This window comes from Streptomyces sp. NPDC048248 (assembly GCF_043201875.1).
Classification (GTDB): domain Bacteria; phylum Actinomycetota; class Actinomycetes; order Streptomycetales; family Streptomycetaceae; genus Streptomyces.
This window is the reverse complement of the sequence record NZ_JBICZL010000037.1, coordinates 1-24,851: the sequence shown is the minus strand read 5'-3', so window position 1 is coordinate 24,851 and position 24,851 is coordinate 1. Positions and strand designations below refer to the sequence as shown.

At 67.9% G+C, this 24,851-nt stretch carries 19 protein-coding genes and 3 pseudogenes; 13 read left to right on the top strand and 9 right to left on the bottom strand.

Translation table 11 applies throughout. From position 1 onward, the window contains the following. The first annotated feature begins 41 nt into the window (after positions 1-41). Positions 42-944 carry a hypothetical protein gene (locus tag ACGFZW_RS38065; RefSeq protein ID WP_393897922.1) on the top strand — a complete coding sequence of 301 codons (903 nt, stop codon included), beginning with the start codon at positions 42-44 and terminating at the stop codon, positions 942-944. Positions 945-1,015: 71 nt separating this feature from the next. Here ACGFZW_RS38065 and ACGFZW_RS38060 read toward each other — a convergent pair whose 3' ends face one another. After that, positions 1,016-1,885: an IS5 family transposase gene (locus ACGFZW_RS38060; RefSeq protein ID WP_393897914.1), complete on the bottom strand. Its 870-nt coding sequence runs from the start codon at positions 1,883-1,885 to the stop codon at positions 1,016-1,018. A gap of 451 nt (positions 1,886-2,336) precedes the next feature. Here ACGFZW_RS38060 and ACGFZW_RS38055 point away from each other — a divergent pair. Beyond that, a pseudogene (locus ACGFZW_RS38055) lies at positions 2,337-2,536 on the top strand (hypothetical protein); the annotation flags it as partial. Between the two features lie 59 nt (positions 2,537-2,595). Here the strand turns inward: ACGFZW_RS38055 and ACGFZW_RS38050 are convergent. Continuing rightward, on the bottom strand, positions 2,596-2,721 hold the full coding sequence (locus ACGFZW_RS38050) for a hypothetical protein (protein ID WP_393897913.1): 126 nt from the start codon (positions 2,719-2,721) through the stop codon (positions 2,596-2,598). Between the two features lie 156 nt (positions 2,722-2,877). Between ACGFZW_RS38050 and ACGFZW_RS38045 the strand changes: the two genes are divergently transcribed. Then, positions 2,878-4,977, top strand: coding sequence for a SpoIIE family protein phosphatase (locus ACGFZW_RS38045; RefSeq protein ID WP_393897912.1), 2,100 nt, complete (start codon positions 2,878-2,880; stop codon positions 4,975-4,977). A 256-nt stretch (positions 4,978-5,233) separates the two neighbouring features. Beyond that, complete coding sequence (locus tag ACGFZW_RS38040) at positions 5,234-5,791, top strand: hypothetical protein (RefSeq protein ID WP_393897911.1); 558 nt, start codon at positions 5,234-5,236, stop codon at positions 5,789-5,791. A gap of 288 nt (positions 5,792-6,079) precedes the next feature. Here the strand turns inward: ACGFZW_RS38040 and ACGFZW_RS38035 are convergent. Continuing rightward, a pseudogene (locus tag ACGFZW_RS38035) lies at positions 6,080-8,732 on the bottom strand (SpoIIE family protein phosphatase). A gap of 610 nt (positions 8,733-9,342) precedes the next feature. Between ACGFZW_RS38035 and ACGFZW_RS38030 the strand changes: the two are divergent. From ACGFZW_RS38030 to ACGFZW_RS38020, 3 genes and pseudogenes are all read left to right on the top strand, one after another. Further along, positions 9,343-9,603 (top strand): annotated as a pseudogene (locus ACGFZW_RS38030) (DUF2267 domain-containing protein); the annotation flags it as partial. An 893-nt stretch (positions 9,604-10,496) separates the two neighbouring features. Further along, positions 10,497-10,880, top strand: a complete 384-nt coding sequence (locus ACGFZW_RS38025; protein ID WP_393897910.1) for a hypothetical protein — start codon at positions 10,497-10,499, stop codon at positions 10,878-10,880. A gap of 320 nt (positions 10,881-11,200) precedes the next feature. Next, a complete protein-coding gene (locus ACGFZW_RS38020; protein ID WP_393897909.1) occupies positions 11,201-11,338 on the top strand; it encodes a hypothetical protein in 138 nt (45 codons plus the stop codon). Positions 11,339-11,535: 197 nt separating this feature from the next. Here ACGFZW_RS38020 and ACGFZW_RS38015 read toward each other — a convergent pair whose 3' ends face one another. Then, positions 11,536-11,736, bottom strand: a complete 201-nt coding sequence (locus tag ACGFZW_RS38015) for a DUF1918 domain-containing protein (protein WP_393897921.1) — start codon at positions 11,734-11,736, stop codon at positions 11,536-11,538. A 392-nt stretch (positions 11,737-12,128) separates the two neighbouring features. Between ACGFZW_RS38015 and ACGFZW_RS38010 the strand changes: the two genes are divergently transcribed. Continuing rightward, a complete protein-coding gene (locus ACGFZW_RS38010; protein WP_393897908.1) occupies positions 12,129-12,308 on the top strand; it encodes a hypothetical protein in 180 nt (59 codons plus the stop codon). Between the two features lie 331 nt (positions 12,309-12,639). Here ACGFZW_RS38010 and ACGFZW_RS38005 read toward each other — a convergent pair whose 3' ends face one another. Next, the gene (locus ACGFZW_RS38005) at positions 12,640-13,950 is read right to left on the bottom strand and encodes a hypothetical protein (RefSeq protein ID WP_393897907.1); all 1,311 of its coding nucleotides are present in this window, start codon (positions 13,948-13,950) and stop codon (positions 12,640-12,642) included. A 470-nt stretch (positions 13,951-14,420) separates the two neighbouring features. After that, the gene (locus tag ACGFZW_RS38000; RefSeq protein WP_393897906.1) at positions 14,421-15,275 is read right to left on the bottom strand and encodes a hypothetical protein; all 855 of its coding nucleotides are present in this window, start codon (positions 15,273-15,275) and stop codon (positions 14,421-14,423) included. Positions 15,276-16,198: 923 nt separating this feature from the next. Here ACGFZW_RS38000 and ACGFZW_RS37995 point away from each other — a divergent pair. The 4 genes from ACGFZW_RS37995 (at position 16,199) to ACGFZW_RS37980 (ending at position 19,518) form a co-directional block, all read left to right on the top strand. Beyond that, complete coding sequence (locus ACGFZW_RS37995; RefSeq protein WP_393897905.1) at positions 16,199-16,594, top strand: hypothetical protein; 396 nt, start codon at positions 16,199-16,201, stop codon at positions 16,592-16,594. Positions 16,595-16,830: 236 nt separating this feature from the next. Further along, positions 16,831-17,367 (top strand): hypothetical protein, encoded by a 537-nt coding sequence (locus tag ACGFZW_RS37990; protein ID WP_393897904.1) that lies wholly within the window; start codon positions 16,831-16,833, stop codon positions 17,365-17,367. A 166-nt stretch (positions 17,368-17,533) separates the two neighbouring features. Continuing rightward, complete coding sequence (locus tag ACGFZW_RS37985) at positions 17,534-18,070, top strand: hypothetical protein (protein ID WP_393897903.1); 537 nt, start codon at positions 17,534-17,536, stop codon at positions 18,068-18,070. A 200-nt stretch (positions 18,071-18,270) separates the two neighbouring features. Beyond that, positions 18,271-19,518 (top strand): MFS transporter, encoded by a 1,248-nt coding sequence (locus tag ACGFZW_RS37980; protein ID WP_393897902.1) that lies wholly within the window; start codon positions 18,271-18,273, stop codon positions 19,516-19,518. Positions 19,519-19,614: 96 nt separating this feature from the next. On the opposite strand, the gene ACGFZW_RS37975 is transcribed toward ACGFZW_RS37980, so the two are convergent. From ACGFZW_RS37975 to ACGFZW_RS37965, 3 genes are read right to left on the bottom strand one after another with little or no spacing between them, the layout of a single operon-like run. After that, positions 19,615-22,152, bottom strand: a complete 2,538-nt coding sequence (locus ACGFZW_RS37975) for a hypothetical protein (protein ID WP_393897901.1) — start codon at positions 22,150-22,152, stop codon at positions 19,615-19,617. After that, positions 22,149-22,511, bottom strand: coding sequence for a helix-turn-helix domain-containing protein (locus ACGFZW_RS37970; RefSeq protein WP_393897920.1), 363 nt, complete (start codon positions 22,509-22,511; stop codon positions 22,149-22,151). Before ACGFZW_RS37970 ends, ACGFZW_RS37975 begins: the two co-directional genes overlap by 4 nt. Before the next feature lie 4 nt (positions 22,512-22,515). Further along, positions 22,516-23,589 carry a tyrosine-type recombinase/integrase gene (locus ACGFZW_RS37965; RefSeq protein WP_393897900.1) on the bottom strand — a complete coding sequence of 358 codons (1,074 nt, stop codon included), beginning with the start codon at positions 23,587-23,589 and terminating at the stop codon, positions 22,516-22,518. A 446-nt stretch (positions 23,590-24,035) separates the two neighbouring features. Here ACGFZW_RS37965 and ACGFZW_RS37960 point away from each other — a divergent pair, with 446 nt between their 5' ends. Next, positions 24,036-24,644 carry a hypothetical protein gene (locus tag ACGFZW_RS37960; protein WP_393897899.1) on the top strand — a complete coding sequence of 203 codons (609 nt, stop codon included), beginning with the start codon at positions 24,036-24,038 and terminating at the stop codon, positions 24,642-24,644. The last annotated feature ends 207 nt before the right edge of the window (positions 24,645-24,851 follow it).

Here is a 24,851-nt window from a genome sequence, read left to right as displayed (position 1 = left end):
GCCGGGATGCAGGGCGGCCCAGCCAGGGAAGGGACACTGCGATGACTTATGTGCGGCACCACGGCCAAGGAAACCTGGAAAGCGCCGCACCAGGCGATGCGAGCGCCTGCGGCCAGACGGAGATGACCTCGTTCGACGAGGTGTACGACCAGCCAGACCCCAGGCACTTCTTCCGCCTGCTGGGCCGCTGGGACTACCAGACGCCTCACCATGCACAGGGGGTGTTCCGGCGCGTGGCCGCCGCCCGGGCCGCCGCCCCGCTCACTGTGCTGGACCTCTGCTGCTCGTACGGGATCAACGCGGCTCTCCTCAACCACGACCTCACCCTGGAGGACCTGTATGCCCACTACACGTCCCCGCAGGCCGCAGCGCTCACGACAGCGGAGCTGATCGAGTGGGACCGTGTCTATTACGCGGCTCATCGACTTCCCGACGCGCATCGGGTGATCGGGCTCGATATTGCTGCGAACGCCATCTCCTACGCTCTCGCCGTCGGTCTGCTGGACGAAGGCTTCGCCGAGAACCTCGAAGCGGCTCCGCCCACCCCCGCTCTCCTGCGCGCCGTACAGCCGACCCTTGTGGTCACCGTCACGGGCGGAGCGAGCTTCCTGTCCCCACGCACCTTTCAACCGCTCCTCGCCGCCGCTCACGAACAGGTGTGGATCGCGGCGTTCGTTCTGCGTACCGGCTCCTACCGCCACATCGCTGACGGGCTGACACCGCACGGCCTCATCACCGAGAAAGCGGCTGCTCCGAGCTACCGGCAGCGCCGCTTCACGAGCGTGCATGAGCAGCGGTATGCCATCACCGCGGTGACTGCCGCCGGCGAGGATCCTCGAGGCAGGGAGACCGACGGTTACTTCCACACCGAACTGCACCTGTCACGACCCGCGAAAGACACCGCAGCCCTTCCGCTCACCACTTTTACGTCGGAAAGCGTGTAAGCACACGCCAACCCACGCGGGGGTTGCCCGCTCGGTTCAGTTCCGCTTAGAGGTCGTTTTCTCCCGTTGTTTCATCCCGGAATCTGCTGTTTGGTCTGCGGTGTCGGGGCGCGCCGGGAGATGGTGTTCTCGCTGGTGAGGCGGCGGGCCATGAGGTCTGCCATGGCGATATGGATCATGGCTTCAGAGCGGGCGGGCCGGGTTTCGTAGTCGCGGGCAAGGCGGCGGTGGAGCATGGGCCAGCCGTAGGTCCGCTCGACCACCCACCGCTTCGGGATCGGGGTGAACCCTCTGGTCCCGGGCCTGCGTTGAGTGATTTCCAAGTCGATGCCGAGGCCGGCGGCGTGCTCGACGAGGAGCTGGCGGTAGCCGCCGTCGACCCATACCTTGCGGATGCGGGGATGTTCGGTGGCTACCTGGTCCAGGAGCTGAGTGCCGGCGATGGAGTCCTGCACGCTCGCCGCTGTGACCAGCACGGCAGGGAGAAGGCCCATCGTGTCGGTGACGATGCTCCGCTTCCTGCCGACGATCTTCTTGTCGGCGTCGATGCCCTGGCCGGAGGTGAGCATGCTGGTGGACGTCTTCACGCTCTGCGCGTCGATCACGCAGGCCGACGGTTCGGCCTCCCGTCCTTCCTTCTGCCGTAAGAGTTGCCTGAGCAGGCCGTTGAGCTGGGCGAACACACCTTCCTGCTGCCACCTGGCGAAGTAGCCGTAGACCGTGTTCCAGTGCGGGAAGTCGTGCGGAAGGTAGCGCCACTGAACCCCGGTACGGTCCACGTACAAGATCGCGTCCATGATGTCGCGCAGGTCATGCTCCGGCGGGCGGCCGAAGTCCAGGGCCCGACCGCGGCGCTCGAAACGCCAGGCCGCCAGGACCGGCTCGATCAACTGCCAGCGGGCATCGGATAGATCACTCGGATACGGGCGTCGTTTCGGCATGCTTCCGGCGTACTGCCGCGAACCGAATGCGCCCAGGCGCACGCCAACGGCGGTCGAAGCACACAGCCTCGAAGACCGGTCATCGTGGGATGAGACAGGATGAGAGCCTCTTCCGCCTCACCCGCAACCTCCCACGACTCGCCGGCATCGACAGCCTCGGTGACCTCGCCTGTGCCGCCACCCACCGCCTAAAGAATCGCTTGATAAGCGGGCACCCCATAGGTGAAAACGACCTCTTAGGGCGCGGCAGCTCCTCCAAGGTGGCAGGCTGTCACTGGGGGCCATCCTTGCGGCTACTCTCTGCGACGATCCAGCCCGGTAGGCAGGGCTGCGCTGTGGGCTGGTCCGGGGAGACCATGGAGTCGCGGAGGCAAACGGATGAGTGGTGCGGCCGGGAGCCAGTGCGAGGTGGTTATGCGTACGGGATGGGGTGGGCCAGGAATGAGCGCCTCTGAACCTTTCCGGTGGCGGCGAGTCGGCCTCCGGGCCCTTCCAGCCCAGTGGGCTGCTGGATGTCCTGGGCGTGGAGGCAGTCGTGCTGGACACCGAGGGTCGCATCGTGCTGTGGAGCCCGCGGGTCGAGGAGCTATTCGCTACACCGCGCACGAGGCACTGGGCCCACTTGCAGGGCATTTCATGGCCCGGGAACGGGACTCGCCATGCTGATCAAGCTCGACACGTTGTCGGTGGCAGCCACCATGGCGAAGTGATCACCAGATGGTGGTCTCGCCGATCGGTAGCTCGGTTGAGCGTGAACGGCTTGAGGGGGTGCCAGCAGTCGTCCATCCGCCGACGAAGTCGGTGACGATGTTGGCGATGTCCTGGTCGATCGACACGCGGTCATGTTGAGGCACTACGAGCGCCTCTGGATGGTGTGGTCGGCCGATCCGGGGGGGACCATGGAAACCGAAGCGTGTGCAGGTCCAGGGAAGCCAGGGACCGTCGCCAGCGGACGGCCCGTGCTATGCCGGCAGTCGGAGGGAGTGCCTGCGATGAGTGCAGCCGAGGGGCGTCGGGCTGATGCCGGTCAGCCGGAGGGGAGGCCGTCGCAGCCGAGCGGGCTGATGGACCTCCTCGGTGTCGCCGCGGTGCTGCTGGACGCCGATGGGCGGATCGTTCTGTGGAGTCCGCAGGCCGAGGACCTGTACGGCTACACCGCCGACGAGGCACTCGGGCAGTACGCGGCGTCACTGCTCGTCCACGAACAGCATTGGGACCTGATGATCAAGCTGTTCGCCCACGTTATGGGTACTGGTGAGAGCTGGGCCGGAGCGTTCCCCGTCCGGCACAAGGACGGCAGTAATCGCCTGTTGGAGTTCCGCAACATGCGGCTGCTAGACGACCGCGGGGACTTCTACGCTCTCGGGCTCGCCACTGACGAGCCGACGTTGCGTGAGCTGGAGCGAGATATCGCGCTGTCCACCCGGTTGGTCTCCCAGTCCCCCATAGGCGTGGCGATCCTCGACACCGATCTGCGGTACGTGTCCGTCAATCCCGCCCTGGAGCGGATGCACGGCATCGCCGCGGAGGAGCACCTCGGCCGGCACTACCGCGAGATCATGACGTCCGCGAAGTTCGAGGTGCCCGAGGCGGCGATGCGGCAGGTCCTGATGACCGGGGTACCTATGGTTGACCAGTCCACAATCGTCGGCCGCGCTCCCGGAGACTCGGACGAGCACGCGTGGTCAATCTCGTTGTACCGGCTGGAAGATCCTCAGGGCCGGGTTCTCGGGGTTGCCGACCTGGTGGTGGATGTCACCGACCGATACCGGGCGGCCACGGAGGCCGCCGAGGCCCGGAGGCGCCTGGCCTTGATCGCCGACGGCTCGGCTCGGATTGGCACCACCTTGGAGGTGGCACAGACCGCCCGGGAGCTGGCCGAGGTCATCGTTCCCGAGCTCGCCGACGTGGTCGCGGTGGACGTACTCGACTCCGTCCTGGATGAGCACAGCACAGCCTCTGCAGACGGTCCTGTGCTCTTTCGGGCCCTCGCGCTGAAGGCCGCCTACTCCACTGAAGCAGTCCAGGCCGCTGATCCGCCCGGTCACATCGCCTCCTACGCCGCCGACCGCGTGGCCACCGAGACGGTACGCACCGGCCGCCCGCTCCTGATCTCCCATGCGGACGACAACGACCTGGCGCGCATCGCCCGCGACGGCCACGCCGCCACCCTGCTGGCCCGCGCCGGCGTGCACTCCTACATGTCCCTCCCGCTCACCGCCCGCGGCCACACCCTCGGCTTCCTGGGCCTCACGCGAGCCCGCAACCTGGTGCCCTTCGCCGAGGACGACCTCGCCCTGGCCGGTGAGCTGGCTTCCCGCGCCGCCGTGTGCATCGACAACGCCCGCTCGCACCAGAGCGTGCGCAACGCCGCCGAGACTCTGCAGCGCAGCCTGCTCCCCAGCCACCCGCCTCGCCTTCCCGGGCTGCAGATCGCCTCCCGGTACCGGCCCGCGCAGGCTACCTACGAGATCGGCGGTGACTGGTACGACGTTCTCCCGCTCGACGGCGACAAGACCGCGCTCGTCGTGGGCGATGTCATGGGCAGCGGTCTCGATGCCGCCGCCACCATGGGCCGCCTGCGCACTGCCACCCGTGTCTTCGCCGACCTCGACCTCGAACCCGCCCAGGCGCTCCAACACCTCGACAAGATCACCTCAGGGCTGGAGCACTACATCGCCACCTGCGTCTACGCCACCTACGATCCTCGCCGCGCCGAATGTCACATTGCCAACGCCGGCCACCCCCCGCCCGTGCTCGTACGCAGCGGCAAGCACCCCGAACTCCTCGACCTGCCCACCGGCGCCCCGCTCGGGGTCGGCGGCGTCGCCTTCGAGACCACCACCTTCGGCCTCGACCCCGGCGATCAACTGGTCCTGTACACAGACGGGCTGGTCGAAACCCGCCAACACCCCATCGACGAACGCCTCGAAACCCTCCGCCACCTGCTCGAGGTGCCCCACTGCTCCCTGGAAGAGACCTGCGACCGGCTCCTTCGCGAACTCCGGCGCCCCGACGACCCGGACGACGTCGCCCTGCTCGTCTGCCGCACACGACCCTTCACGCCCGGCGCTGAGCCCCCAGAGCGGTGATTCCCAAGGGCCTCACCCCTCTTGCTGTTCAGAGCGACGCTGGCCGGCGGACGGGGCCCTGATTCTCAAACTCAGAGTGCAGGGCGATAGCCGTGGCAACGATTGCGGGCCGACAGGACTCAGAACCTGCGCCGCTCCTGCACGCAATCACCTCTCCGAAGGCAGGCGCCCATATGCCCTCTCAGGGATCCTTGACGTTATGCCCTTTGAGTCTTCTTCACAGCCCGGTCCGATCCTGGCGCCCCCGCACGCCCCCGTGTCTGGTGCCGAGTCGTTCACGGGCCTCGACGCAACCCTCGTTCACTTCTGGCAGTTCGCCATGTCCGACCTTCGGACCAATACCGTGCGTGGATACCTGGCGGAATTCCTCGTCTCCCGAGCAATGGGAGCGGAGAAGACCAGGGTGGAGTGGGACGCCTACGACGTGTTGAGCCCGGACAACATCAAGATCGAGGTGAAGGCGGCCGGGTACGTCCAGGCATGGACGCAGACACGGCCGAGCAAGGACCCGTCCTGGGACGTCCCTCAGATCATCCCGATTGACCCAGCGACCGGAAAGCTCCTCCCGAAGGAGCAGCGCGCCTTCCAAGCCGACGTCTACGTGTTCGCCGTCCACGGGGCACGTACACACGCCGACTATGACCCACTGGACTTGGCGCAGTGGACGTTCTATGTCCTAAGCCGGGCACAGATCGAGGAGATGCCACGCGGAGTTCGGAAGCAAGCGCTGGCCACGCTTCAGCGCGTCCGCAAGGCTGCCAATGGAGTGGCCTACGACGCACTAGCTGCAGAGGTGCGATCGGCTGTGAACTGAGACAACAGTCCTGGGAGCCAGGCTCACGAAGCGGTTGTCCGGTCCGGCCAGGATGGTGGTATGGCCCGGACTCCGCTTCCGTCCAGGTGGCGGCGCAGCCCTTGCGGAGAAGGGCGCGGCAGCGCCTGGCCGAGATCCGCGTTCCGAGACTGGTCTTCCTTTGGCTGACAACCCTGACCTACACGCCAGCGTAGGTCCTGACGAGTGGCAGCGTCGTTTGTCATAGCGGGTGGCGAGCGCTCTGTGCTGAAGCGCTCGACGACGTTGCTGCGTCGGTAGGCTGCGCGCTTATGTCAGTGGAAGGGCGTTTTCGTTGTTCAGCGGCTGTTCGGCCCAGATGATCTTTCCGTGTGGTGTGTAGCGGGTCCCCCAGCGTGCGGCAAGGTGGGCGACGAGGTACAGGCCACGGCCGCCTTCGTCAGAGGCTGCCGCATACCGAAGGTGCGGGGAGGTGCTGCTGCCGTCTGAAACTTCGCACGTCAACACCCCGTCGCGCAGCAGGCGGACGGTGACCGGTGGGGTGCCGTAGCGGATGGCATTGGTGACCAGTTCGCTGAGGATGAGTTCGGTGGTGAACGCGGCCTCTTCGAGATTCCAGTCGGCCAGTAGCTCGGCGACGGCTTCGCGGAGGGGCGCGACGGCTGCGGGGTCGTGGCGCACGGTCCATTCGGCGACTTGGGTCGCGGGGAGCCGGTTGGCGCGGGTGATGAGCAAGGCGACGTCGTCTTCAGGCTCGGAGTCCAGCAGCGCTTCGCACACCTCGGTACAGGTCTGTTCGGGGGAGCGACTGGGATGGGCCAACACGGCACTCAGGAGGCTGAGGCCGTCGTCGATGCTCCGGTTGCGGCTGTAGATGAGGCCGTCGGTAGTAGAGGACGAGCTGACTTCCTTCGGGCAGAAGATGTTCGCTGCTCTCGAAGGGCAGTTGCGCCACGCCCAGCGGTGGCCCCGCCGGGACTGGCAGGAAGGACATGGTGCTGTCCGGGTGCACGATGGCGGGCGGCGGGTGCCCGGCCCGCGCCATGACGCAGCGGCCGGAGACGGAGTCGTAGATCGCGTACAAGACCGTGGCGCCAGCGACAATGGGCCCCTGGTTGTCGGAGTCCTCGTCGATCCGGGCAACGAGTTCGTCCAGGTGACTCAGAAGGTCGTCGGGGGGTAGATCAAGGCTGGCGAAGTTGTGAACGGCAGTCCGCAAGCGGCCCATTGTGGCTGCGGCATGGAGACCATGGCCCACCACGTCGCCGACCACCAAGGCGACACGTGCCCCCGGCAGCGCAATGACGTCAAACCAGTCTCCGCCCACCCCGGCCTGCGCCGGCAGATACCGGTACGCGACCTCGAGGGCGTTCTGCTCGGGCAGTCCGCGCGGGAGAAGGCTGCGCTGGAGCGTCACCGCCATGGCGTGCTCGCGGGCGAAGCGGCGGGCGTTGTCGATGCAGACCGCCGCCCGGGCGACCAGCTCCTCCGCGGCGGACAGGTCCTCCTCGTCGAACGGGGCGCGCCCCTGCGCCCGCCAAAACTGAGCCACTCCGAGCCAGACACCACCCCCGTGAATGGGGACGACGATCAGCGACCGCATTCCGCAATCCAAAATGGCCTCTGCGACCTGGGGATGAGCCGACCGCCACCCCCTGTCGGCGGCCAGATCGGGCACCAGCACACCTCGCCCGACACTCGTCTGCCGCGCGCCAGGCAGGAGGGCCTCGGGCTCGTTCGGCAGGAGAGGGCACGTCGGCGCGTGCGCGGACGCTGCTCGGCGCAAGACGGCGCTGGCCGTCGCACCGGGCTCTTCGCTGAGCAGAACCGACTCCAGGAGGTCGACCGTCATGGCGTCAGCGAGCCGAGGAACCGACACCTGCGTCAGCTCCTCCGCGGTGCGCGTGACATCCAAGGTGGTGCCGATCAGTAGCCCGGCGTCATAGAGCAGCTCCAGCCGCGCGCGTGCCACCTCGGCTCGACCAGCGACCGCGAGCAGTTCTGTGGTGTCGCGCAGGGTGGCAACGCTCCCGCCGTGCCAGCCAGCCGGACGGCAACTGACGGCAAGGAGACGGTCGTGCACCCGGTGGACCTCGTCGGTGACCACGCGGCACGAGGCCAACAGGCCCGCGAAGCCCGCCTCCAGCCCCAGGTCACCCAGTTCGCGCTGCTCGGCGTCCGAGGGCAACTCCAGCAGCCGCCGTGCCTCATCGTTGGCCAAGAGAATTCGCCGCCCGGGCCCGATGATGAGCACCCCTTCGCGGACGGCGTGCAGCACCGCATTGTGGTGCTCGTACATGTGTGTGATCTCAGCCGGCCCCATGCCATTGGTCTGCCGCCGCAGCCGGCCGCTCACCAGCGCCGCGCCCCCGACGGCCAAGGTGAGCGCCGCAGCAGCCGCTCCCACAAGGATCGGCAACTCCCGGTTCACCGCCTCGGAAACAGTGGTGATCCGAATGCCTGCGGTGACCACTCCAACGACCGTGCCGCGGGTATCGGTGACCGGAACTACCGCCCGGATCGCCTCGTTGGGAGCACCGGTGAACTTCTCGGTGAACGACTCACCGGTCAGCGCCCGGGCCCAGTCGCCGGATGCTGGCTGGCCGATCAGCCGGGGGAGGGGATCGGTGTAGCGAACGCCGGAACGATTCAACACAGAGAGAAAATCAATCCCGGAGGCACGCCGGGTCTCCTCAGCCAGCGGCTGCAGCACAGAGGTGGGGTCAGCGGACCGCACCGCCTGGACGATGCCCGGCGCATGGGCGAACGCTTCCGCCACCCCCAGCGATCGAGCGCGGGCATCAGCGTCACTGGCGTGACGTGCCTCAAGCACCTGCGCCACACCGGCGGCACCGACCAGCAGGACCACGACGATCGACTGCAGTAAGAAGACCTGACCGGCGACAGTGCTCAGCCCTCGCCAGGTACGCCGTCGCGTGACGTCTTTGCCCAGGTGACCCATGCCAGAGGGCGACGCAGCAAGTGGCACCTCGCGGCGCCGAAGAGCGTCGCGGCGTGGGCTCCTTGGTAGCACAGCACGTAACCGTCGCAGCAGTGCTGAGTCCTGACTCCTTTTCCACCACATCTCGCACTAATAACACGACCTAACCCCGCGCGGCCCCTGCGCTGCCGGAGGCGCGCCAGGAGTCAGGATCTGCGCGCCGCCCGCGGACTTTGGATGGCCGGGGGAGGTGCTCGTGCTGGTGTTGACGAGCAGTGAGGGCTCCCCACGTTCGGGCCTTCCACCGCAATGCGAATAATGCATTCTTCCTCGCGGGGTGCCCAGGGCAGGGGGCTTGGGCATGGCGAGCGCGTTGCTGGGCAAGGTCGATGAGACGGCGGAGCGATCTGTCGAGACTGCTTCTGGCCTGGCCGAGGGCGAACTGGTGAATCTGCGCTGATACCGCCGTGGTTCCGGGCAGAGCCTCAGGGGTTCTTGCTGACCTACTGGCGTGGCTTGGTGGCCGCAACCTCGGCGGGCGGTGCTGTCTTCCTCCCCGGGCGGAGCCATGCATGACGCGACGTACTGGATTTGGCTTCCCCAGCTAACTGGGTAGGGCACTGAGCGCAAAGAACTCGCCGGGCATCTGCTCGAGGAGTACCAGCCCTTGCTCCTCGACCCACTGCCGGCGACCCAACCGCTCAGCCCGTCGGAGTTCGTCGAAGCCATCTCACTACTGATCGAAGGCGCCACCCCTGATACCGCCCGGTGGGACGCCAGCGCAGTGCTCAGCACCTTGGCCGACACCGTGGATGAGGATCTGCTGCGGCGCATCCTCATCCAGCTTCCGCCGGGATTTGCCCTGTTGTGTGGTCGCGCAGAACTCAGATGACCTACCGGATTAGCAGGGGCTGCCGGAAGCCTGCGGAGGATGCGAGACGCACACCTCCGTTGTGGTCCGGCATCCAGCGTCGCAGCATGTACAGAACCGCGCTCTGTACAGTGTTCGTGCTGTGGGCGTTTCGCCTGCTGCTGTGGGTGTGGCAAACCAAGGGTCGACGAGGAGGGGGCCTGGCCGCCACCCTGGTCGCCGGCCTCGCTGGTGGGGTGGCGACCGTCGCCGGGATGCTCGGCTTGTTGGCATGCCTCCGCTCTTGGCGCCAGCCACTTGCTCTACGTGACGCCGGGTTCGACGTGGCCTTCTCCTTGGGATCGCAGGTAGTTGTATGGATCGGCGCCCTGCTGACATCTCTCTCTGTGGCCGCCCTGGTGCGCCGCGAACAGCTGCTACGGGCCATCTCAGCGGCGGTAGTGGCACAGAGCGTCGCTGTGCTCGCCGGCTTCGCCATCACGACCACCTGGGGCTGCCTCGGCCCCCTGCGCGTCTCCGCAGCGCCCTGCACCTGGCAGCCCGGCGTCGCCTGGACTTGGTCCGCGCCCTTGGCCAGGTCGACAATCCCTTCCGTCTATGGAGCCGCGCTCGCCGCAAGCCTCGTCATAGGCGTAGTACATGTGACAGGCGCCAGAAAGCGCTCCAGCACAATACCGGCGCCCCCACGGCAAAGGTCTCGCCCACATACATCTGCAGCGGTGACGGGCCTGGCGCTCCTGACGCTCACTGCGTTGATCGCCAGCGAGCGAGCGTTCAGCGCACCCCGCGCACCCCTGGAGGCACACTCGCCCGCTGCGCCTGCGCCTGTGCCCCCCAAGCAGTCGACTGACCCGCACGTTCGGGCTCGCCAAGCGCTCGCGTGGCTCAGGGAGACCAAAGGGACGCACCTCAAGGTGCTCTCCGACTACGTGAAGTACGGCAAGGAGAGGAAGGCCATGCTCAGCGCAGCCCGAAGGCCATCGCCTCCAGTGCCCGCAGAGGCCGCACGGTTCCGTATGGTCTGCACAACCCTTGCCGCTGATTCACGCCAGGCCCAGGGCGGCTTGACCTATCCAGATCCGGTGGTCCAACGCGACTGGAGCTCCGCTCTACGCCGTACCGAACTCGCGAGCGCCACCTGCCTCGACTGGTTGTCCCCCGGCGGCAAGCTCAACAGCGGTGCTCAAGTCATCGCGGCGCTAGACAGCGGCGTCAACGAGACGACTAGGGCCTTGCAACCCATCATGGCGAGACTGAAGGACGCTCAACAGTACTGGCCTGACGAGTTCAAGAAATGATTTCAGGGCCCCGCACGCTTGGGCGGCGTGGGTACGACACAGTCTGCTGACCGGTGCTCGTCGCGCGTACGGTGGAGATATGTCGAGGTGGGGGCCGGCGTCCCTGGTAGCCGGGGACACCGCGGCCCGGCGCTTGATCGCCGGACTCCTGGAGGAGTACGACCGCCTTCTCCAGGAGGCGAAGAGCGAGCTGCCCGGGGGCCCGTGCGAAAGCTGCGCCTATCTCGGTGGGGCCGCGCTGGAGCTCGCGGACCTCCTGGGCCATGACCAGCAGGGACACCAAGCGCAACCGGGCTCTGTGGCCGAATCGAATCCGCGGTGTGGAAGAGCTTCTGCGCGCGCTCGATGAGGACGTCGGGCTGTCCTGCATGCACGGCGAGGGCCTGGGACGTGGCGGGCTGGAACGCATCCACGACCGGGTGCGCCAGCTGGAGAAGGGGTGGCCTCCCTGGGCATGACCCTTCGGCTTCCAGATCGACGACTTGTCCGGCACCTGCGCAAACTCTGGCCCACGCCGAGATCGAGGAACCCCAACGCCGCGCCTCCCGTCGCCACTTCGCCGAGTACCGTGCCAGCAACCCTGAAGGGAACTGGTTCGACCTTTCCGAACACGGCTACGTGCCCCTTAACGCCGGCGCCGCTCGGCGTTCGTCAGTCAGGCAGGGTCAGGTGTCTTGCGATGGTCAACCATGCAGTCCGGCCCGGGGGACATGATGGTTTCGTGGCCATTTTCGGTCCTTACCCGGAAGGGCGGTGTCCCGTCCGGGCCGAGAACCTCGACAATCTCAACGACTCGATCGTGCTTGCCTACGACTCGACCATGCATGACGAGGCGGTCCCCTTTGGCGGCGTGCATCGTTGCGTCCCTCTCTGCCGATTGCGACACCGCTACAGGCATCGCTACTTGTGGCAGAGCGTAACGGCTCGCGTACGCATTGGTCACGCGGGCTGCCCCTACGGACCGCCGACGCCCACCGCTTGGGCGAGCCGGGTCGCCTCGGCTCGGAATTCCCGCGGCGACTCACGCCACAGGTCGGCGGCCACCGAGCGGGCGAGGGGTGTAGGCGACCGTTTCGCTGCTGATCGCGTGCGCGATACCCATCATGTGCAGTGCGGCGGAGGGCCCCCCGGCTGGAGATGCCCGCGGGCGACCCCGATCCACAGGCGGGACCGGCGTTCGGTGGACGACGTGATGTCGGAAGGTCGCGAGGGGAGTGCGTTGCCACTGCTCCCCATATGATTCACGGCATGTCCACAATCGCAGGCGCGTCAGCGGACGACCCGGCGTCCACGGCAAACGAGTCGATACGCGCCTTCATGTCCGCACGCCCCGGCCGCCCCCTATGGCCGGAAGAGCAAGCTGAGTACGAGCGGCTGCTCACCGCATGGGCGGACGCTGTGCAAGAGCCCGCCTCCGAACCCGCCTGAGTGACGAGGCCCCAGCATGCGCGCCAACATCCTCGTTCGCAGGCATCAGTTCAAATTCGCTGGTTCGCCGTGACCGGGGGCGACGCGAACGAGGAAACGCCTCACACTGGCCGAGAGGCCGGGACGGGTTGGGGCGTGGGTCTACGTTCTTCGTCTGTCGGGCGTGAGGATGGCTGGGTGCTTGTGGTCGGGGCAGGTCTGGTCCGTCGCGGCCCTCGACTCCGTTCGCGCAGTCCCGCACAGGGCGGGACTGCGGGTCTGGCGGGGCTGGTTGGTCCGGATAACCAACGATCAGATGATCCGAAGTAACTGTCAACAGCGTCCGTCAGTTTTAGACCTGTCGGGGACCGGAGGCATCTTCCCGCACCAGGTGTTGGGCGACTCGTTGGGCGGCGGCCGCAGCCTGCTCGGCTTGAGCGCGGCAGGTGGGGCAGAGTCCGTCGGGGGGTGGTGTGCCTTTGCCGGGCTGGCGGCACTCGGGGACGGTGCATTCCCAATAGGCCGGCCCGACGCGCTCCCGCTCCCATAGGCGATTGTGGGGGTGTGCTTTTCGTCGTTCGTGGCGTAGCTGCTGGCGCTCGGGGCATGTTCGGCATGGTTCGCCGGTGTCGATGTCCCAGCCGTCTTCGCACCGGTCGTAGGCGCATATGTGCCGGGTCAGCAGGCTGACGACGACGCCGGGGTAGCTGGCGATTTCGCCGCGGCGATGTTTGTCGGCGAAGCCCCAGTTGTACCAGCGGCGTTCGAGGCGGTCGGCGAGCTGCTGGCAGGTCCGCTGACGGGCTGCCTCGCCCAGGGCGGCCTGGATGGCGTTGCGTATGGCCGGGGGGCGGTGGGCGGGCATCTGAGCGGCGAGCTCGGCGGGGTAGCGGGCCTCGACGGCCCGAAGGGCGCCGGCCTGCTCCTGGCTCAGCTGGCCCTGGTGTGATCGCGGAGTGCGGGTTGGCTGTGGTGCTGTGGTGTTCGACGCGGCGAGGCCGCAACGGTCCTCGCGCGCGCTACTACCTGTACTGGGGCTACGCCCGTCACCAGCGCTACGCGCTGCAGGCGCCTGTTGTGGTTGTTGTTGGTCTGGTTGTTGTTGGTCTGGTTTTGCGCCCCTATTTTTAGGGGGGCCGGCCCCTCTATTTTCAGGGGTGCCCGCCCCCCTGTTTTTAGGGGGGCCGGGGTGAACTGCGGTTGCGTCGGGGTTGGCTGCTTCGAAGGCGGCTGTGTCTGCGGATTCCGCGGCGGCAGAGGCTCCCAGGAGGCTCCTCCTCCGGGCGAGCCACTCGTGGCGCGTCCGGGGGCCGGTGTAGTCCTTCGGCGGATGGAACCGGACGTCGTAGACGTACCGGCGGCGCATCCCGTTGGCGTAGCGCCTTTCGGTTATGCGAACCGCGCCGATGGATTGGAGTGCCTCGCGGTAGGACTTCAACTGGTCGGGATTGCTGATGCGCATGGCGTCGGCCAGTTCTGGGCCGGCGGGCCAGACCCGGTTGTGTGCCTCGCTGTGGTTCACGCAAGAGGCGAGAACGGTCCAAAACTCGCGCTGCGCCGGCTTGAGATCGGAGTACGTGATCCACTCCGGGACCATAGTGAAGAGAGGCGGCGCGTCGGAGCTGAACACCTCATGCTCGTCGTCGAAGACCGGTTCGCTCATGTAGCCGCTCCAGGGCCGCGCCTGAACTGACGCGTGGGCGGGTGGTGGGGGAGTGGCATGAAGACTTCCCTGCGGGTGGTAGGGAGCCCCGGGCCGGATACGCGTCCGGGCAGGCGGGATAGCCGAAACCGGATGACGGGCCGTATCGTGTGGCCGTGGACGTGGTCGCAACACGTCCACTGGAGCATCATCAAAGGAGCACGGATCTATCCGTGCTTGCTGGTGGTGCGTTGACTCGGGCAAGAGTCCCTGTGGCCGTTCCCCAGTGGAGCGGCCACAGGTATGTCCGGGGGTAGCCGGCCCGTCCCGCGCGGAGAGCCGGAGGACTCGCATTGGAGCAAACCTCCGTCCGGGCCAAGAGGTCTGCGTCGGCCGCTCGGTCTGCCATCGTGCCCTGCCCTTCAGAGCGTGCGGCGGCTGTACGGCGCCCCCCGATGTCCGTTCGGAGGTGCGCATGGCCTGCGGTGTGGTCAGGAGCCCTGCGCTGCCGACGAGCAGCTCGTGGGGGCGAGGCCCCTGACTGGTCTGCCGTTGGCCGGGAAGGGGAAGAACCCGGCCGGGTCGCGTGCTCCCAGCTCCAGCAACGTGGGCGGGGGCGGCGGTTGATCCTGAGCCCGGAAGACCCACGTGTGGTGAGAGACGTAATCACCCGGGGAGCAGAGAGGATCGCTCACATGCACCCAGCCGTTGCCCAGCTCCGGATGCGCCAAGGGCCTCTCGTCGACCGATGGATTGGGCCGTGGTGCCAGGATCGTCGGGAGGAGCGAGCACGTCCGAGGGTCGTTGCGGACCTGGCCGAAGAGGTCACGCAGCAGGGCGTTGTGCCTGTGCCGTGCCCGCGCCGCGCGCAGGGCGGCGACGGTCAGGGGCCCCCAGGTTCGCTCCCAGTCGGCCAGCAGGGAGCTGCGGGCGTACTCGTCAAACAGTGAGTAGTGGACGATGTTCATCGGCACGCGCTGCTCGGGGAACAGAGCCGCAAAGTTCGAGTTGAAGCTCAGAAGGTTGCCGGCGAAGTCGCAGCGGTACTCGATGGTCACCGTGTCGTCCCATCCGGCCCAGGGCTCGGGGACGGCGGTCTCCTCATGCAACCGGTCGCACGGGTAGTCGCCGCGGGCGAAACTGTGGAGGCTGACCCACTCTTGTCCGACGAACCGCAAAATGCGGGCCACCCCACGCAGATATGCAGGGTGCGGGTTGTCCAGGGCGCCCCGCTCTAGCTTGCCGAACGTCCCTGCAGTCCGTCGCGTCGCCGAATCCGCGTTGAGCAGTTCGTCCATCTGCTCCTGCGACAGTCCTTCAGTTTTGGAGCCTCGCGGGTTTCGCACGAGGCCCACGCTTGCGGGACTGATGGCAGCCCTCCCCTTGCTCAGGAGGTGTCCCAGGGCTTCAGGGTCTGCTGCTCCTTTGCCTCTCCTGCCGCCCGGGGCGGCCGTGACAGTGGGCTTGTCTATTGGTAGTGCTCGTACGACCGGCAATGGATCCCCCTGGATACCGACGTGTTGACGAGGAATGCTTCAGATGCCGGGGGAGAACCTCACCCGGGCCGATTGATCCACCCAACTGATGGGACGGGTTAGGCGACATCCAGGTCGGCGTAGGCCGGCATGGGAAGCGCCTGGCGGGGTTGAGCGACCAACCCTTCAGGTTGCCGCGCCGCACCAGGACCATCGGCCGCAAAACAGCAATGGCCGTCCCCTGCCAGGGACGGCCACCGCAAACAAGCCCAAGTAACACGCGCATCAGATTCAGGAACCCAAACCAGAACCTGCTGCGTTCAGTCGCGCGGGAGACCGCGCTACGGCGTGTGCGACCACGCCGCGTTCAGGATAGACCGCTGCGCCGTTCACCGGAACAGCCTCCCGGCAAGTTGTCGGATCTCCTGAAGACTGGGCGCCCTCTCATTCAGGGAGATCCCGTGCCATCTCAGGACAGGACCATCGCCGAAGCCTCCACGGCAAAGTGCGGCGAGCGACAGTCCGCGCTCTGCACGAGCGCCGTTAATCCCGCTGCCGTCCGCGTCCGCGCCCCTGTCTGCGGCTGCGGCCGCCGGCGGACCCGTGGCCTTCGCACCGGCCCCGGATTCTCTCCGCATGCTCTGATGCCTCTGCGGGCCCGCTGACGCTGCGCCGTCCTGGCCGCCTTTCTTCGCCTTCTCAGGCTCCCTAATTCCTCACCGCGCCCTGCGCTGCTTCGCGCTGCCCGAGTGCGGTTCCGCACGCCTCAATTCCCCTCCCGCAAGGAGATTCCCATGCACGCAAGCGACCTCCTGCGCCACGCAGCCGCTGCCACCGTGGCAGCCGGCCTGCTGACCTCCGGGGCGATCGCGATGGCCAGCCCCGCATCCGCTGTCGGCTCCTCTGCCTGTGTCCACTCCTCCGTTCCGAACGACACAGAGCGGCAACGGCACGCGGACGCGTACGGCATATCGAACACCAGCGGTGTCAATCTGCGCACCGGTCCGGGCACCGGATATTCCGCAAAGGGCTCGCTCTCCCGGTTCACCGGTATGACCATCACCTGCACCTCCTCCCATGACCGCTGGCTCTACGGCAAGGTCGCGACCGGCGCCAACAAGGGCAAGTGGGCTGGGTCAGCAACAAGTACTTCGGCCTCTACCCCTAATGAAGCGCCGCGGGCCGGCTAAGAGGTCCGCGTCTGCCCGGCGACATCGCTGCGGCAGTGTCCCAAGGTCGGCTGTGCCCTCGTGCCACCCGATCCGATGGTCAGCAGCAGCCCGGCTGCGGCCTCGACCTTCCCTGACGGGCCTCCCTGGGTGAGCCGATCCGGCCCCCGCGCCCGCTCCCCCTCCCCATTGCACGGCAGCGGTACGGCATCCCGCCGACCCGCTATCCCCGCCTGCCTCCACGAAGAGAGACCACCATGAATCTGGCCCGCACCGTCGCCGCCTCCGCTCTCGGCGCGTCCGTCATCCTCAGCGGCGTCTCGATGGCCGCCCCCGCCCAGGCCGCCGGCGGCTCCGCCCACTGCAAGACCAGCAAGAAATCCTTCAACCTGCCCAGCAAGCCCGATGTCTCCGTCGCCTTGAAGATCTGCGGCAAGTACGCCGGGAGCTGGAGCGGCTACCGCCACTACAAGGCGTGGGTGAGCAAGGTCTCGTGGTCCGGGACCCAGTGGTTCATCGGTGGGGAGCGCTTCAACGACTTCGCCGTTGACCTGCGGCTGGAGCACGGCGGCAAGGGCATCGGTACGTCAGATTCCCTCGACCGCAACTTCGCCTCGGACATCAACGACAACGAGAGCGGATCCAAGTCGCTGTCCCCCGGCCACTACAGCTCCGTCAACATCGCCACCAAGAAGACGCGGTGGACTGCGGACGCGACCGTGGACTTCGACATCTCGGGCGACGGCAAGGGCTACAAGAAGTGGGGCCTCGCCGGAACCTCCGCGTTCCACTGACCTCTCGCGTGACTGACCGCCGCAAGCACTTGCCGGTCAGTCAGGCCGATGCGCCGGCCGAGGTACCCACGTCCCCCGAAGGTGCCTTGGCGACCTGGGGTGCCGCCGCTGGTGTGGGCAGCGGCCCCCCTCCCCCCTCCCCTTGCCTCCACGAAGAGAGACCACCATGAATCTGGCCCGTACGGTCGCCGCCTCCGCTCTCGGCGCGTCCGTCATCCTCAGCGGCGTCTCGATGGCCGCCCCCGCCCAGGCCGCCGGCGGCTCCGCCCACTGCAAGACCAGCAAGAGATCCTTCAACCTGCCCAGCAAGCCCGATGTCTCCGTCGTCGTCAAGATCTGCGGCAAGTACGCCGGGAGCTGGAGCGGCTACCGCCACTACAAGGCGTGGGTGAGCAAGGTCTCGTGGTCCGGGACGCAGTGGTTCATCGGTGGGGAGCGCTTCAACGACTTCCTCGTTGACCTGCGGCTGGAGCACGGCGGCAAGGGCATCGGTACGTCAGATTCCCTCGACTACAACTTCGCCTCGTACATCAACGACAACGAGAGCGGATCCAAGTCGCTGTCCCCCGGCCACTACGGCTCCGTCAACATCGCCACCAAGAAGACTCGGTGGACTGCGGACGCGCACGTGGACTTCGACATCTCGGGCGACGGCAAGGGCTTCAAAAAGTGGGGCCTCGCTGGGACCTCCGCGTTCCACTGACGTTCGGGCCTGACTGACCGCTGCAAGCACGTGCCGGTCAGTCAGGCCGATGCGCCGGCCGAGGTACCCGCGTCCCCCGAAGGTGCCTTGGCGACCTGGGGTGCCGTCGCTGGTGTGGGCGGCGGCACCCCTTCCTTCCCTCCGATGCCTGGGAGTCCAGCCCGGTAGGGCCAGACCCGATACGCGATGGAGCAAGCGCCATGACCACCACTGCCGACGAGCGCGCACGGTACTTCTCGCGCGCCGCCGCACGGTCTCGTCGATGGCCACCCGCCATCTGGGTCGCGCTCGGTGGATCGTTTCTCATCCGGGCGGCCGGCTTCAGCTACCCGTTCCTGGCCTACCACCTGGCCGGCCTCCACTTCTCCGCCCGACTGACCGGCGCCGTGCTCGCCACGTTCGGGGTCGGCTGGCTGCTCGGGCAGATCCTGGCCGGATGGCTGGCTGACCGCATCGGCCGCCGGACCACCCTTGTCTCCGCGATGGTGACCGCGGCCGCGACCCTTGCCCTGCTCGCCGAAGTGGACTCGGTGCCAGCGGTGTTCGCTGTCTCGGCTCTGGCCGGCGCGTGCTACGACTCGCCCCGGCCGGTCGTCTCCGCCCTCATCGCGGACACCGTCCCCGACGAGGGCGGCCGGGCAGCGGTAGCGGGATTCAGGCACTTCACGACCAACGTTGCCGCCGCTCTCACGGGCGCACTCGGTGGGATGCTCGCGGGAGCCATCGGCGTCCGCGCCCTGATAGCCATCAACGCCGCCGCATGCCTGCTTTTCGCGGTCCTCGCCCTGCGCTACCTCGACTCCGGACGCCCCGCACCGCTGCCCACGACTGAACATCCGCCCTACCGCGTCGCATTGCGCGATGCACGCCTGTGGGTGCTGTGGCTGGCGAGCATCGCAGCGCTGATCTGCGTTGTGGGGCTGTTCTCCACGCTGCCGATGCTGATGTCCGCGCGCGGGCTGTCCGCAACGGCCTACGGCTGGACCCAGGCGGCGAACGCCGCGGTGGTGGTGCTGCTCGCCCCCGTGGTGACGCCGTGGCTCAGTCGCCGGGCGCGCCGCACCGGGCGCCCACTGCTGGGCCCCTTCGCGATCGGCTCGCTCGTGCTGGGGGCGGGCATGGGGGCCGCGGGCCTCGCCACCAGCACCGACGGCTTCGCCTTGGCCGTTGCCCTGGCGGTGCCCGGCGAGCTCGTGGTGTTCATCGCCGCGAACAACGTCTTGAACTGGATCACTCCGGGTGGGGCGCGCGGTCTGTACGCGGGGATCTGGGGCACCACCCTGGCCGGCGCGGTGATCCTCGCGCCGCTCCTGGGCACCTGGTCCCTCGCCCACGGCGGCGCCCGCCTGGTCGCGGTCACGACCCTCGCCACCGGCCTAGTGGGAGCGGCCCTGTGCTGGCCCCTGCGAGCCCTGATCCGCAGATCCCCCTGCAGTGCCGACTCCTGAGCACCTCTCGACTACGTCGCCAATTCCGGCGCCCGGCACATCGACAACGGAGGAAGACGACATGGCCACAGCCAATCGTGTTGGTAACTGGGGGTATCAGGGTGTGCGGAATGGGTTTGTTGGGGTGGTGTGGCGGTGGTGGAGGTGGGTGGCGTAGGTGGGGTTGGGGTGGGTGGTGTGGTGTTGCCAGAGGGCGGCGGTGTGGGGGTGGTAGCCGAGGAGGTGGGTGATGAGGGGGGCTGGGAGTTGTGAGGCGATGTCTATGAGGGCGGTGTGGCGGCTGAGTTTTGGGGGGATGCCGATGGTTTTGAGTCTGTGGTTGAGGTGGGTGGGGCTGAGGGGGTGGCCGGTGTGGCCTCCGGGGAAGAGCCATTGTGGGTCTGTGTGGGGGGTGGCGGCGTGGCCTTTGTGGTGGGTGAGTTGGTGGATGAGGTGGTCGAGGGGTGGGGGGAGGGTGGTGGGGGTGGTGCCGAGTGTGAGGTGGGTGGTGTGGCCGTTGTGGGTGAGGTGGTTGGTGGTGAGTTGGGTGAGGCGGCTGGCGGGTTGGGCGTAGAGGAGGGTGAGGAGGCCGGCGGTCCGGTCGACGATGTGGAGGGTTTCGTCGTGGATGAGGCGTTGGACCATGGCCCAGCGTCGGTCTTGGGCGATGAAGTTGAGGGTGAAGTCGGTGGGGGGCAGGGGGGTGTGGAGGGGGGCGGTGTGGTGGCGTCGAGCGGTGTATTTGAGGAAGGCGCGGACGAGGTTGCGGTGGGCGGGGCCTTCGGCGAGCCAGGCGTCGAGGTGGTCTTGGGTGCAGTGGGCGAGGGTGGTGTGGTGCTGGTGGAGCCATTCGGTCAGCCGGACGCTGTTGGCGATTTCGTGTTTGACGCCGGTGATCTGGCCGTAGGTGATCTTTTTGTTGTGGGTCAGGCGGCGTAGGCGGCGTAGGTGGGTGAAGGTGGCGTAGCTGCGCAGGATGAGCCGGTCGTGGGGTGAGGGGACGCGGGCGAGGGTTTTGGTCAGCCATTTCTCCAGGGTGGCGAGGTGTTCGTCGCGGTCGGGGAGGGCGCCTGCGGCGACGAGTTGGGCGCGTAGGGCCTTGACGGCTTTGGCGGGCGTGAGGTGGTCGAGGGCTGTGTGGGTGACGGGGCCGGGCAGGGCGGCCAGTTGGGTGAGCAGTGTGTGGGTGGAGCGGTAGGGGAGCAGGGAGCGCAGCAGGGTGGCTGGTGGGGTGCGCAGCATCGCGTGCAGGACGGGCTGCAGCGCCGGCGGCACCGTTTGGTCGGGCCCGCCGAGGATGGTGGTCAGGCGGCGATGGGCGGCGCATCGGTGGCACAGTCCGTGGTGGTGGAGGCGTTCGATGGTGGCGCAGTTGGTGCAGGGGCGCTGGGCGTCGGGGTGTTTGCGCCAGCAGGTGGTGCACAGGCGCTCGCCTTGGGGGGTGCGGCGGTGGATGTGGCGGAGCTTGTGGCATCTGCTGCAGGGACGTGGGGCTCCGCAGGGTTTGCACAGCGCTTCGCCGGCGGGGCCGCGGTAGTCGATGCGTTTGATGTCGCCGCAGCGGCTGCACTGGCGCGGTGGGCGGGCTTGCGTGGTGCAGGACATGCAGCGGGCGTGGTCCGTCCGGGCGCCCAGGCAGGGGCGCGTGCGGCCGCAGAGGGTGCACAGGGCTGTGGGGAGTTGGTAGCAGCGGGGGCAGATCGCGCCGGCTTCGGTGCGGGCGATGACGTGCGCGGTGGTGCCGCATTGGCTGCAGGTGTCGTGGTTGAGGGGGTCGGCTCGGCGGCAGCCCTGGCACAGCGGTTTTCCCTCAAGGCAGCGTCCCGCGACGGGTCTAGATCGCCCGCAGCGTGAGCAGGTCTCCGGGCGCATTGCGCTGTGGCAGGTCCGGCAGCATCGCATGCCGTCGTGGACGTGGGTCAGGGCGGTGGAGCGCTTGCACACCGAGCAGCGGGCCAGGGCCAGGCCCGTTGCGCCGCGGTCTTGGAGGGCCTGGATGAGGCGCTGTGTGGAGGCCGGGCCGGCGGCGCCGGTGCCGGTCAGCAGGCCCGGGTGGTCTTCCATCGCCCACAGCAGCCGCAGTTGCGGGTGGCGGGTCCTGGCAACCGAGACCACGGCGTCGGTGATGGCCGGGCCCGGCAGGTCGGTGGCGACCTGGGCGATGCGCTCGACCAGCTCACCCAGCACGTCGCGGCCGGGGTCGGGAGGGTGGCTCGCGCAGCGCGGCTTTCCTTCACGGTCACGCACCGCGAAGCCCTTGCTGCCGCAGATCACGCACGGTTTGGCGGCCGCCGCCCTGCGGCCCGAGCAGTAGAGGCAGATCCGCAGCTCGCCCATCCGCGCCTCGAGCGGCCGTTGCGCCCCGCACCTGGCGCACTGCGGTGCTTTGAGGTGCACCGCTCCGTGCCCGCGCAGGGCGCTGATCAGCTTTTCGATGGTCCTGGGCCCGGCGGGGTGGCCGGAAGTGAGCAGGTCAGGGCACTGGTGGAGGGCTTGGGCGAGGTGGCGCCGGGCCGGCCGGCTCTTGACGGTGGCCAGCAGGACCGCCTCGATCGTGGCGGGCAGCAGGTGGGTCTCCACCGCCCCGACGATCTCGACGATGACCTTCTCGGGCTCGGTGGCGCACCGCGGCGCTGGGGTGGGGGCAGCAGTCATGGAGTGTCCTGATCGCAGACGATGCGGGCGCGGCGGGGGCGGAAGTCGCCCAGCCCCACCGGGGCGCCGCCCGCGGGCGGGGTGGGGGCGCCGGCGGCCTTCTTTGTGCGGCGCAGGCTGCCGGCGGCCGGGACCGGCTCGATGAGGTCCTCCACGGCACAGCCCAGGACGTCCAGCAGGGCCATCAGCGTCTTCAGGCTCAGCCTTTCAGGGCGCTCGGCCACCAGACGGTAGGTCTGGCTGGGGGAGAGGTCGATGCCCCGCTCGGCCAGCAGCGGGCGCAGGTTGGTGGTGGAGAACATGCCGCGATGGGCCATCACCTCCCGCAGACGCCAGCGGTAGTCCAACTTCGCCGTCACCACATCACCCCTGCTGCCCGCCATCCAGGGCACGGTCCAGGACGTCGCGCATCATCGTGTTCATGAAGTCGCCGCTCACCCCGGTGTAGAGCGCCGTGGTCGAACCCGAGCGATGGCCGACCTGATGCTGGACGAAGACAGGGTCGGCGCCGTCCTCGATCTGGTGGGTGACGTAGCTGTGGCGCAGACAGTGCGGCACCAGCTCCCTGTCCAGTCCCAGAGCATCGCGATAGGCCGCGAACCGCTCCTCGATCTCGCGCCTTTGCAACCGGCCCCCGCGCTCGGTGGGCCACAACGCCGGGCTCTGGGCCGCGGCCGAGCAGCGGGGGCGGACATGGGTGACGTAGTCCTCCACAGCCTCCGCCGCCCAGGGCATCACGCTCAAGACCGTCCGCCGCCGGGGCGCAGAGCCCCTGGAGCGCTTGCCGAACCGCACGTGCACGCAGCCGAACCGACCCAACTCCGGCGCCTTGGGGTTGCGATAGAAGTCCGCGACATCCAGCTTCGCGACCTCCCCGCACCGCAGACCCCATCCGTAGATGGCCTTGAACACGGTGGCATCCCGGTAGGCGGCCAAAGCCCCCTTGCGCCCCCGCCGAATCGCCCAGTCGACCTGGTCGTCGGCGTAGTCCAAAAACCGCTGGATCTCTTCTCGCGTCATCGGACGCCGCTTGGGATCGCCCTCGTAGTCGACCAGATGCGCGACGGTGTTCCACTCGTGGCAGATCTGCACGGGATGGGTACCGAAGCGGGTCTCACACTCGGCCGGCCACTGATAGTGCGGCGAGGTGATGTAGTCACAAAACAGCCGCAGCGCGCCCTGATAGAGCCGGATGGTCGCCGGGGCCCGCCGCAGTTCCCCGATCAGATGCGTCATCCACTCGTCGAGGTCAGCTGCCGACCACTGCCACGGATAAGCATTGGTGAAGCGAGCGAACCGGCGCACGATCCTCTGCCGACCGGTGACCGTCCGCGGCTGAAGACGACGCCCACCGAGCTGCTGACGAGCCCAGCCCACCAACATCGCATCGAACACCGCGTCCTCCGGGTGCAGCAACGAAACACCGGACAGCAGCACCCCTCGCGCAGAGCCCCCGCGCAACTCCGTGGTTCCCAACGCCCACCCTCCCACCTCTGGATGGGCGAATCATGCACCAGATGCAACCATTTACACAAAAGGAACAGAACGGTGAACGACGCGCACAACCCCACACAAGGCGCCACCACCAGCAGCCGCCACCCTGGCCACCGCAGCGCGAAGGAGACCGAGAACCACTTCCAGCCGTCGCCACGCCGCCACTCGGGGAGGGAAGCTTCACGCGCGCCGACCGCACTGCGGCGACCCCGCCAGCGACGCCCTCGCCGCCCTCCCCGTCTGATCCTGTTCCTCGCCCCTGCCCACCCCGCAGCGGCTAGGCTCCCGGCCCGGGCCGGAACGGAGCGTGCACGCAAGGCCGGCCCTGTGACCAGGCGCCACACGTCCTGGGATGCACGCACCCGCACCGCATCGGACAAGGGGAGACCATGGGCGTGGAGAACGAGCTGCAGCAGAACGCCACATGGGGCGGCGAGTGGCGAAGGCACCTGCGATCCGGGCCCGAACTGCAGCTCGTCCGCTCCTGGTACCGACGCATCGAATGCCCCATGTGCAAGGCAGCCGCGGGGCGCGCCTGCCGCACCGGCAACGGCCACCCGACCGACCACCACCGCGCCCGCCGCGACGCCGCCGGAATGCCTCCGTACGAGGAGTGGAAGCAGCAAGGACTCTGGCAGCAGACACGGACGTCCACCATGCCGGCCATCCTGAAGGAAGCGGAGAAAGCGCGCACCGACTACACCGTGGATGTCGCCCTTGGCGACGCCGTGGCAGTCATCCGGCTCTTCCTCGCCGAGCAACTGGGCTTAGCCCTCGGCGACAACGCGACCTTCGACCGAGTCGACGACGCCATCCGCAGACTGCTGCAAGTCCGCGGCCCGGAGAGATCGGCAGACCTCATCACCGTCCTCGGCGGCCTCATCACCGGACTCCTCGCCACCGCCGCAGGCCCAGACGGCAACAAGGAAGCCCTCTTCGACTCGCTGATCCGCACCCACGTCAACGAAGTCCGCAATGCCATCCATCGGCAACGCTGACGGGCAGAACTTGCCCGATCGATCATGTGCCTCCTCCCGTCTCATGTCATTGAGGTGGACATGAGACGGGGAGACCTGAGTGATGCCGAGCGGGCGCGGGGCGCGGCCGGGAGCGCTGTTCCAGCTTGCCACCGAGCTGCCCGCCGCGGTCCTCGCCCGCACCCTCGGCTCGACATCCCCGTCGCCGTCAGATGGCAGCGAGCCGTC

Coding starts and splice junctions, on each gene's coding strand:
- ACGFZW_RS37975 (WP_393897901.1), bottom strand. CDS start 22,152: ATGACTGCTGCCCCCACCCCAGCGCCGCGGTGCGCCACCGAGCCCGAG.
- ACGFZW_RS38045 (WP_393897912.1), top strand. CDS start 2,878: ATGAGTGCAGCCGAGGGGCGTCGGGCTGATGCCGGTCAGCCGGAGGGG.
- ACGFZW_RS37960 (WP_393897899.1), top strand. CDS start 24,036: ATGGGCGTGGAGAACGAGCTGCAGCAGAACGCCACATGGGGCGGCGAG.
- ACGFZW_RS38010 (WP_393897908.1), top strand. CDS start 12,129: ATGTCCACAATCGCAGGCGCGTCAGCGGACGACCCGGCGTCCACGGCA.
- ACGFZW_RS38065 (WP_393897922.1), top strand. CDS start 42: ATGACTTATGTGCGGCACCACGGCCAAGGAAACCTGGAAAGCGCCGCA.
- ACGFZW_RS38060 (WP_393897914.1), bottom strand. CDS start 1,885: ATGCCGAAACGACGCCCGTATCCGAGTGATCTATCCGATGCCCGCTGG.
- ACGFZW_RS38015 (WP_393897921.1), bottom strand. CDS start 11,736: ATGCACGCCGCCAAAGGGGACCGCCTCGTCATGCATGGTCGAGTCGTA.
- ACGFZW_RS38005 (WP_393897907.1), bottom strand. CDS start 13,950: ATGAGCGAACCGGTCTTCGACGACGAGCATGAGGTGTTCAGCTCCGAC.
- ACGFZW_RS37995 (WP_393897905.1), top strand. CDS start 16,199: ATGCACGCAAGCGACCTCCTGCGCCACGCAGCCGCTGCCACCGTGGCA.
- ACGFZW_RS37985 (WP_393897903.1), top strand. CDS start 17,534: ATGAATCTGGCCCGTACGGTCGCCGCCTCCGCTCTCGGCGCGTCCGTC.
- ACGFZW_RS37990 (WP_393897904.1), top strand. CDS start 16,831: ATGAATCTGGCCCGCACCGTCGCCGCCTCCGCTCTCGGCGCGTCCGTC.
- ACGFZW_RS37980 (WP_393897902.1), top strand. CDS start 18,271: ATGACCACCACTGCCGACGAGCGCGCACGGTACTTCTCGCGCGCCGCC.